General features: G+C 47.5%; 9 protein-coding genes and 1 pseudogene. 6 read left to right on the top strand and 4 right to left on the bottom strand.

Annotation, left to right across the window (positions count from 1 at the left end; translation table 11 throughout):
* The 3 genes from Q0389_RS13525 to Q0389_RS13515 all read left to right on the top strand — a co-directional run.
* The coding region (locus tag Q0389_RS13525) for a HAMP domain-containing sensor histidine kinase (RefSeq protein WP_298695055.1) at nucleotides 1-824 on the top strand (824 nt) is incomplete at its 5' end.
* Between the two features lie 75 nt (nucleotides 825-899).
* On the top strand, nucleotides 900-4148 hold the full coding sequence (locus Q0389_RS13520; RefSeq protein WP_298695052.1) for a response regulator: 3249 nt from the start codon (nucleotides 900-902) through the stop codon (nucleotides 4146-4148).
* Nucleotides 4145-5176 carry a two-component system response regulator gene (locus Q0389_RS13515; RefSeq protein ID WP_298695049.1) on the top strand — a complete coding sequence of 344 codons (1032 nt, stop codon included), beginning with the start codon at nucleotides 4145-4147 and terminating at the stop codon, nucleotides 5174-5176. The genes Q0389_RS13520 and Q0389_RS13515 overlap by 4 nt, the downstream gene beginning before the upstream one ends.
* An 81-nt stretch (nucleotides 5177-5257) precedes the next feature.
* Here Q0389_RS13515 and Q0389_RS13510 read toward each other — a convergent pair.
* Nucleotides 5258-5494: pseudogene (locus tag Q0389_RS13510) on the bottom strand (c-type cytochrome); the annotation flags it as partial.
* Here Q0389_RS13510 and Q0389_RS13565 point away from each other — a divergent pair.
* Nucleotides 5480-5530 carry a hypothetical protein gene (locus Q0389_RS13565; protein ID WP_366141256.1) on the top strand — a complete coding sequence of 17 codons (51 nt, stop codon included), beginning with the start codon at nucleotides 5480-5482 and terminating at the stop codon, nucleotides 5528-5530. The pseudogene Q0389_RS13510 and the gene Q0389_RS13565 sit on opposite strands and share 15 nt — an antisense overlap.
* Nucleotides 5531-5577: 47 nt before the next feature.
* Here the strand turns inward: Q0389_RS13565 and Q0389_RS13505 are convergent, their stop codons facing one another.
* The 3 genes from Q0389_RS13505 to Q0389_RS13495 form a co-directional block, all read right to left on the bottom strand.
* Nucleotides 5578-5907: a hypothetical protein gene (locus tag Q0389_RS13505; protein ID WP_298695043.1), complete on the bottom strand. Its 330-nt coding sequence runs from the start codon at nucleotides 5905-5907 to the stop codon at nucleotides 5578-5580.
* Between the two features lie 90 nt (nucleotides 5908-5997).
* Entirely contained in the window at nucleotides 5998-6219 is a 222-nt protein-coding gene (locus tag Q0389_RS13500; protein ID WP_298695041.1) for a hypothetical protein, read from the bottom strand.
* Nucleotides 6220-6222: 3 nt separating this feature from the next.
* Nucleotides 6223-6495, bottom strand: coding sequence for a hypothetical protein (locus Q0389_RS13495; RefSeq protein ID WP_298695040.1), 273 nt, complete (start codon nucleotides 6493-6495; stop codon nucleotides 6223-6225).
* Between the two features lie 144 nt (nucleotides 6496-6639).
* On the opposite strand from Q0389_RS13495, the gene Q0389_RS13490 reads away from it, so the two are divergent.
* Both Q0389_RS13490 and uvrB read left to right on the top strand, forming a co-directional pair.
* A complete protein-coding gene (locus Q0389_RS13490; protein WP_298695037.1) occupies nucleotides 6640-7095 on the top strand; it encodes a DUF2721 domain-containing protein in 456 nt (151 codons plus the stop codon).
* A gap of 52 nt (nucleotides 7096-7147) precedes the next feature.
* Nucleotides 7148-9121 (top strand): excinuclease ABC subunit UvrB, encoded by a 1974-nt coding sequence (uvrB, locus tag Q0389_RS13485; protein ID WP_298695035.1) that lies wholly within the window; start codon nucleotides 7148-7150, stop codon nucleotides 9119-9121.
* Nucleotides 9122-9129: the final 8 nt, after the last annotated feature.

Here is a 9129-nt window from a genome sequence, read left to right as displayed (position 1 = left end):
TTATCGTCCCTCTTTCTCCCTACGGATTGGGGGAATATTATCTGGTATTCGAGACGCCCGATGATGAACTCTGGCGCCATCAAACCTTTCGGAACGCATTGATTTTCGGCTCTCTTTTGTTCCTTGTTCTGGCATTGATCGGGTTTAGCCTCTCACGGATGTTTTTACGCCCGATGAATGATGCGATCGCACTACTGGACAATTTCATCAAAGATACGACTCATGAGCTAAACACCCCCGTCAGTGCTATCTTAAGCAATATCGAAACACTCGACGCTGCGGAACTTTCCGCCTCCGCTCAAAAAAAGCTTCGCCGGATCGAAATCGCTTCGCGAACGATTTCCACCCTCTATGACGATCTGACCTACCTCGTCTTGAACCACGATTTGGCGGTACACAATGCCCCGCTTGATCTCTCCCGTCTTTTATACGAACGGCTGGAATATTTCCGTCATCGGATCGAACAAAAAAAGATCACACTGGAACTGCACATCGAACCGAATGTGATTCTCGTCATCGACATGACGAAAGCAACACGCCTTATCGACAACCTTCTCTCCAATGCGATCAAATATAATATCATGGAAGGGAAAATCTCCATTATCCTCGATCATACCCTGCTTTGTATCCAAGACAACGGTATCGGCATCCCCGCATCGATGATCGACCGCGTATTCGATCGGTATCAACGGGCGGATAAAAGCGTAGGGGGGTTCGGAATCGGGCTCAATATCGTCGCTATGATCGCCCGTGATTACCATCTGAAAATCACCGTCGAATCGAAAGAGAAACAGGGGACAAAAATCTGTATAGTGTGGCCGTAATCTATAAGCAATCCTCAACCTTGTTTGGTATAATTTAACAAAAGCACTTTTTTACTGTTTGAAAAGGCGATAGATATGCAACTTTTTTCCCCCGTTTCGTTTGTCCGCCGTTTTCGTGAATACCCTTTTCTCCGTTATATTATCCTTGTGTACATTTTTATTGTCGCCATCGTCGCCGGAGGGATTTACGAACGGGAGCGGACACTCGAACTCTCTCAAATTGACACTCGTCTGCTAAATGCGATCTATTCAACCGACAGTATCTTCGGACGTTCGAACGTCGATCGCTATTCCGATCAGACACCGCCCACGCCACAACAATTCCAAAAGATGATTCAAAAAGCCAATACTTTGGCAAGAGAACTCGATGCCACCTATATCTATATCGTCGTAGAAGACAAAGGAAGTTTTTATTTTACGATTTCCAATGAAAATCCCCACGATCAAGAAAGAGGATTGGGGGTAAAATTTTGGGAACATTACGATGAGCCCGCACCGGAACTGATTCAGGCGTTTCAGACGGAAAAACTGGTGTTTAGCCCTGTTTATACCGATAAATGGGGAACGTTTCATTCGGTGTTTGTCCCTATGATCTCACCGGCAGGAAAAACCTATATCGTCGGCGCCGATATCGCCGTTGAAAAAATCCAAAGTCTATTAATCAGCGTTCTGCTCAAAACACTGATTATTGCCGTACTTTTTCTTCTCCTTTTGGTTCCGACCGTTGTTTTACTCCAACGCTACAACAAAACCAGAGAACGTGAAGCGATCAACCATCTCAATATTCTAGCGCAACGCAAACTGCAAGAACAACTCAATCATCAGATCGCTTTCGAACAAGCTCTCATCGATACCATCCCCTATCCCCTCTTTTACAAGGGAAAAGATTGCCGCTTCATAGGTGTCAACAAAGCTTATGAAGAAACCTTCGGGATCGATCGCAGCGTCCTGATCGGCAAACAGGTTCTGGATCTGGAATATCTTCCGATGGAGGATAGACTCCTCTATCAAGCCGAAGATGAACGGATCATTCAAACGATAGGAACCGCACACAAAGAGATGCTGATCCCTTTTGCCGACGGGAAAACCCATCAAACCCTCTATTGGGTTCGGGGATTTGCCGACCCGCAAGGCAATCCGGCCGGTCTCGTCGGAGCTATCGTCGATATCAGCGAACTGATCGAAGCCAAAGAGTCCGCACAGGCCGCCATGCGTGCCAAAGGGGAATTTTTAGCCAATATGAGTCACGAAATCCGCACCCCGATGAACGCGATCATCGGGATGACCGAACTGGCATTGAAAGGAGATTTGCCTGCGAAAGAGCATCACTTTATCCAAAAAGCCTATGACGCCTCCCATCTGTTGCTCGATATCATCAATGACATCCTCGATTTTTCTAAAATCGAAGCGGGAAAACTTCAAATGGAACATATCCCTTTCAATCTGGAGCATTTGGTACTGTCTATCACCGATATGGTCAGTATGCGGGCACAGCAAAAAGGGCTGGAACTTCTAATCGATATCGACAGTGCCCTCACGCAAAACGTATCGGGAGATCCGCTTCGCATCAAACAAATCCTTTTGAATCTCCTCTCCAACGCGATCAAATTTACCGCACAGGGTGAAATCGTCATCAAAATCAGAGTCGTTGAACAAACAAGCGATTCACTTCGTCTGCATTTCGAGGTCAAAGATACCGGGATCGGCATCAGCGAAGAGGCTCAAAGTTCATTGTTCAAAGCGTTTACCCAAGCCGATATGTCCACGACCCGAAAATTCAGGGGAACCGGACTCGGACTGGCTATTGCCAGTCAACTGGTTTCCATGATGGGAGGTTCCATCAGATTGGAAAGCCGCTTAAATGAGGGAAGTACATTTTGGTTTGATTTACCGCTCAACACGGAAATATCGGAATTGGAACCGACAAAAAAAAGACAAATCGACCGTTTGAAAGTGCTGGTCGTCGTCGACAATGAAACCGCCCGGGAAATTTTTCGTGAAATGCTCTCCAAATTCGGGATCGAATGTGCCGTATGCCGCAATGCACACGAAGCATTGGAATTATTGGAAAACGGCTTCCAAGCCGATGTCGCTATCCTGGATTGGAAAATGGAAGGGATGGACGGTGTCAGTCTGTATCACCGCATCACGGAAAGTTACACCCATCAAATCACTTCAATCATTATGGTGACGGCTTATGAAAAAGAGGAACTGATCGAAGAATTCGGAGGAGAAAGCCCAACAACTATACTGATCAAACCGATTACCCCTTCACTGCTGTTCGATACCCTTATTAGTATTTACGGTACTCCGCGTATGGTGGTCACCCCATCAACTCAACGGCAAGATCAAAACAGTCTGATAGTACCGCATTCCCTCAAAGCTTTACTGGTCGAAGACAACGAAAGTAATCAGGAAGTGGCCTATGAAATTCTGAGTGCCGCAAAAATTGACGTCGAAATCGTTTCCAACGGACAAAAGGCGCTCGAATGGCTTGCCCTTCACCCGACTCCCGATGTCATATTGATGGATTGTCAAATGCCCGTCATGGACGGCTACGAAGCGACACGGCAAATCCGAAAAGCGAACGATATGCCTTATATCCCGATTATTGCCATGACGGCAAACGTGATGGAAGGAGATGAAGAATCATGTCGTGAAGCGGGAATGGACGGCTATATCACCAAACCGATCGATTCGACAAAATTGATCCGTGAGATCGCTCACCAGTGCGGAAAGGATGTAACAACGTCATCCGATACAAACTCCATTTCGGATATCCCTGTTATCGAAGGGGTGGAAACGACGACCGCATTGCAACGGATGAGCGGAAACCGCCGGCTTTATAAACGGCTGTTGGACAACTTTTACCGTGAAAACCGCGATTTTCTCTCCACATACCATGCTGCAGTCGATGCAGAGAGTGCCAAACGGCTGTGCCATACCCTCAAAAGTATCGCTGCGACGCTCGGTATGAAACACCTTAGCGATCTTGCACAGAGCGCCGAAATATCTGCGCATCCGATAGCGCCATCCGATCCTATTTTGGCACAAATCGTCGAAGAGATCGAACGTCTCGGAGCTCTGACAGCCCTGCCTCAGAGAAAAATGCTTTCGGACGAAGTGTGTATCGTTTCCCATGAGCTCCTGATCCGATTGGTCCAAAAACTGGAAGATGCCGATGCCACCGCCTTTGATGATGCCTTTATCCTACAGGATAGTTCAGACGAACAGCTTCTTAAAGCCCATGAATTAATTAAACGTTTTGAATTTGATGCGGCAGCGCAGACAATTCGCCAAACTCTTCAAAAGGAACAGCTATGATGATTCCCTCCAGTGAGACGATCTTGATCGTCGACGATTCCCCGGACAATCTTCTCGTCCTCAGCGAAACGCTCAAACCGTTTTATAAAATCAAAGTTGCCAACAACGGCACTAAAGCGCTTAATATGATCGGGTCCGGAGACATTCCCGATCTGATTTTGCTCGATATCATGATGCCCGATATCAGCGGGTATGATGTCTGTAAAAAACTCAAAAGCGATCCGTTTACCCGAAATATCCCCATCATTTTCGTCACGGCACTCAGCGATTATGCCAACGAAGAGGAGGGACTGAACCTCGGAGCGGTCGACTATATCACCAAACCGATCAATTCCGCGATCGTTCTGGCACGGGTACGAACCCAATTCTCTCTTTTGCATTATCAGCACGATTTGGAGCAAAAACTTCAAGAACGGACCGAAGAGATCGTCTTAACACGGATGGAAGTAATCCGTCAACTCGGACGGGCGGCAGAGTTCAAAGACAACGAAACGGGAACCCATATCCTGCGGATGAGCTCCTATGCCAAACTGATCGCCCAAAAAATCGGTCTGGACAATGCACGGGTCGAACTGATCTATCTCTCTGCACCGATGCATGACGTCGGAAAGATCGGAACACCTGATGCCATTTTAAAAAAACCGGGGAAACTGACTCCCGAAGAGTTTGAAATTGTCCGTCTCCATCCGATTCAGGGAGCCGATATTATCGGAAACCACCACTCGCCGCTCCTTCAAATGGCCCGGATCGTCTCACTCACCCACCATGAACGTTTTGACGGTTCAGGCTATCCGTACGGGCTAAAAAAATACGATATCCCCCTAGTAGGCCGTATCATTGCCATTGCCGATGTTTTTGACGCCCTCACCTCAAGCCGTCCCTATAAAGAAGCCTGGAGTCTGGATGCAGCGGTAACATATTTGATTGAACAAAAAGGGAAACATTTTGACGGAGAATTGGTCGACGCGTTTTTATCGTGCATGGATCAGATCAAACAGATCATGGCACAATTTAGCGATGAAGTATAAAATCTCTCCGCTAATGCGAAGAGAGACGAAAAAAAACATAGGGTAAATCGGCTGCGGCAGCCCGCAGCGGCATTTCGACTGTTATTTCAATCCGGCAACATAATCTGCGATTGTTTTCATATCGGCATCGCTGAGCGAAGCGGTTTGCCCTTTCATAATCGCACCCATCCCTTTGGTATTACGGGTTCCCGCTTTATACCCTTTAAGCGCTTCGATCGTTTTATCCGCTTTCCATCCGGCGATTACTTCCGATTTTCCGAGTGCCGGTTTTTCCGCTTTTAGCCCGTGACACGCCGCACATTTTTGAAACAAAGCACCGCCGTCGGCAGCGCTCAACATCACACTCAAACCTAAAATAGCCCATAACGTTTTCATTGTTTATCCTTTTATCTCATTATCGATCAACCGCAACTCGGAACATTGCCCGAATCGCTGCCGTACTCTTTGGCAAAATCGCCCACTTCCTGAAGCTTGTCCGCCATCGACGGATTGCTTAAAACCCCTGCAGCAGCCGGAAAGCGCTGAGAGTATTCTTTGATAAACCCTGCCGCATTGTTGTCAAACAAATCTTCCCATTCCGATACGGTGTGTTCCGCGGCAAATTTGGTGCCGTTCATCCCGAATTTCGCTTTAAATGTTTTGAGATACACTTTTTGACCCGTTTTAGCATCGGCTTGCGCCATCGATGCCATCAATGCCGCAGCTGCCAATAACATAAGTAACTTTTTCATCTTCAACTCCTTTTTTCGAGACTCTTTCTAGGAAGATTCTCTTTGGATGAGAGCAGTATAAAAAGTGATTGTGAAGAGATTGTGGAGTAATTAACTGTTTTGCAGAGAATCGATTAGTTGGAGAATTTGTTTCTCTTGTTCATATAAAGTAAAGCTCTTACGGACATAGGCTTGCAATAGCAGTTTGATATCGTTGTTTCCGCTGACATCAAAATCTTCTCTCATCTGCGCCGTTAAAAAACGGGCAAAATCTTCTTCCACGTCAATATCGTAACGCTTTGCATTGAGTGTCAGGGTAACTTTGGTTTTCACGCTTTATGCCAACAGACTTTCGATTTTGGCAACAATCGCTTCGATCTCGGCATCTTTTGCGCTCAACTCTTCCGTATACATTTTAATCTCTTCGTCCTTTGCCGCCAATGCAGCGCTTAAACGTTCGATCTCGCCGTCTTTTCCGGTTTCGTGCGCACGAACGGAGACGATTTCGGCACGGAGTGTTTCCAGTTCCTGTTCCAATGTACGGTAACGCTGGGTCAAATCGGTCGTTAACGTCGTTAGTTTTTCGAGCGGTGTCGGATTGAATAACATGATGAACCTTCGGTAAGGATGTTGTATGCCGCCATTTTAACACAGTTTAGCTCATGATAGAGCTAGAAGGGATTCTCTTTCTTGACAAATCGGACACGCCAAATCCGCTATAATGTAACCGAAAAATTGACCCAAAGGAATGATATGCTGCTGACGAATCTCATCGATACATTACAGTTGGCCATCGGACCCGTTATTATGATTTCAGGGATCGGACTGATCCTCCTAAGCCTCACCAACCGTTTCGGGCGTATCGTCGACCGTACCCGCCAGCTCTCGGTCGAATACCGTAGCTCCTCGGAAGAAGACGGTATACGGATTTTAGAAGAGCTCAAAATACTTTCCCTTCGGGCCAAAGTCGTCAAAAGCAGTAATTTCATGGCGGTACTGAGCGTTTTACTGGTCTCCTTTATTATTATCAGCCTCTTCGGGTCGGCTCTGTACCATTTCAACATGACTTACGTCCTCATCTTTTTATTTATTTCCAGCATTATCAGTCTGATAGTGTCTCTTTTCCTGTTTATTTATGACCTTGAACTCTCTCTTAGAGCCCTGTGGATCGAACTGCCAAAGGCTATTACATCACCTGAGGTCGATTAAAACCAAACAGCTTTTCCGCTATAATTTCGCATATTGATATCAGGGTCATCCATTGCCGATTTTTAAAGTCCATACTCCGTACCAACCCGCCGGCGATCAGCCCGTTGCTATCGATGCATTAGCCTCCGGTATCAAACGGGGTGAGCGCTACGTCGCCCTAGAGGGGGTAACCGGAAGCGGTAAGACCTATACGATGGCAAAGGTGATCGAAACGGTACAGCTTCCGACGATCATCATGACCCATAACAAGACCCTCGCAGCACAGCTCTACAGCGAGTTTAAAAGTTTCTTTCCCGAAAACCATGTCGAGTATTTCATCAGCTACTACGATTACTATCAGCCCGAAGCCTATATTCCCCGTCAAGACCTCTTCATCGAAAAAGACAGCTCGATCAATGACGAGTTGGAGCGTTTACGCCTCTCGGCAACGGCCAATCTTCTAAGCTATGACGATGTCATCGTCGTCGCTTCGGTCTCTGCCAACTACGGACTCGGAGATCCGGAAGAGTACGAAAAGATGGTTCAAGTCATCGCACTCGGCGACGAAATGAACCAAAAAAAGCTCCTTTTGCGCCTCGTCGAAATGGGATATGCCCGCAATGACAGCTATTTCGACGGAGGACATTTCAGAGTCAACGGCGAAGTCGTCGATATCTATCCCCCCTACTGGCAGGATCAAGCGCTTAGAATCGAGTTTTTCGGCGATGAGGTAGAACGGCTCGCCCTTTTCGAACCGCTGAACAACTCGGTCGTCGAGACCATCGAAACTATCACGATCTACGCCACCAGTCAATTCGCCGTCGGACAGGAAAAACTCGCCCGTGCGATCAAACGGATCGAAGACGAGCTGGGAGAACGATTGGCCGAACTCGACAAACAGGGCAAAATCGTCGAGGCTCAGCGGCTCAAACAGCGATGCGAATTTGATCTCGAGATGCTGCAAGCGACGGGGATGTGTAAGGGAATCGAAAACTACTCCCGCCATCTGACCGACAAAAAACCGGGTGAAGCTCCCTATACGCTTCTGGATTATTTTGCTCTCCATCACGACAAATATCTGATCATCGTCGATGAAAGCCACGTCAGTCTTCCGCAGTTTCGCGGGATGTTTGCGGGAGATCGAAGCCGCAAAGAGGTACTCGTCGAATACGGATTCCGTCTGCCGAGCGCATTGGACAACCGACCGCTGATGATCGATGAGTTTATGAACAAAGCGCCCCATTATATGTTCGTCTCCGCAACTCCTTCCGCACAGGAACTCGACGTCAGTACTACCCTAGCCCATCAGATTATCCGTCCAACGGGATTACTCGATCCGATCATCACGATCAAACCGAGCGACAATCAGGTCGAAGATCTCCATGATGAGATCAAAAAAACGGTGGCACTCGGGGATCGGGTTCTCGTTACCGTACTCACGAAAAAAATGGCCGAAGCCCTTACTAAATACCTTGCAGATCTGGGGATACGGGTGCAATACATGCACTCTGAGATCGATGCCATCGAGCGCAATCAAATCATCCGAGGACTTCGCGTCGGCGACTTCGACGTCTTGATCGGAATCAACCTCCTAAGAGAAGGACTGGATTTACCGGAAGTGAGTCTCGTCGCCATCTTGGATGCAGATAAAGAGGGATTCTTGCGCTCGGAAACATCGCTCATCCAAACCATCGGACGAGCGGCACGGAACGAACACGGACGGGTATTGCTCTATGCTCAAAAAATAACCGGATCGATGGAACGTGCAATCGATACGACAACCAAACGACGTGCCCTGCAAGAGGCGTATAACCAAGAGCACGGCATCACTCCGACGACTACCAAACGCTCTTTAGACGAGAATCTCAAGCTCGAAGACCCTGCCGAGCTCTACAACCGATCCAAAAAGGCAAAAACGCTTCCTGCGGCGGAACGGAAAAAACTGGTCGAAGAACTCACCGCCAAAATGAAAGAAGCCGCCAAAAAGCTGGAGTTCGAAGAAGCGGCACGGCTTCGGGACGAAATCGCTAAAATTCGCAAATTATAAGGATACAC

This window comes from uncultured Sulfuricurvum sp. (genome assembly GCF_937936435.1).
Taxonomy (GTDB): Bacteria; Campylobacterota; Campylobacteria; order Campylobacterales; family Sulfurimonadaceae; genus Sulfuricurvum.
This window is presented reverse-complemented; position numbering and strand designations above follow the sequence as displayed.

What these genes read in the sequence shown, in the direction of transcription:
- Q0389_RS13495 (WP_298695040.1), bottom strand. Translation starts at nt 6,495, where the DNA reads ATGTTATTCAATCCGACACCGCTCGAAAAACTAACGACGTTAACGACC.
- Q0389_RS13505 (WP_298695043.1), bottom strand. Translation starts at nt 5,907, where the DNA reads ATGAAAAAGTTACTTATGTTATTGGCAGCTGCGGCATTGATGGCATCG.
- Q0389_RS13515 (WP_298695049.1), top strand. Translation starts at nt 4,145, where the DNA reads ATGATGATTCCCTCCAGTGAGACGATCTTGATCGTCGACGATTCCCCG.
- Q0389_RS13490 (WP_298695037.1), top strand. Translation starts at nt 6,640, where the DNA reads ATGCTGCTGACGAATCTCATCGATACATTACAGTTGGCCATCGGACCC.
- Q0389_RS13520 (WP_298695052.1), top strand. Translation starts at nt 900, where the DNA reads ATGCAACTTTTTTCCCCCGTTTCGTTTGTCCGCCGTTTTCGTGAATAC.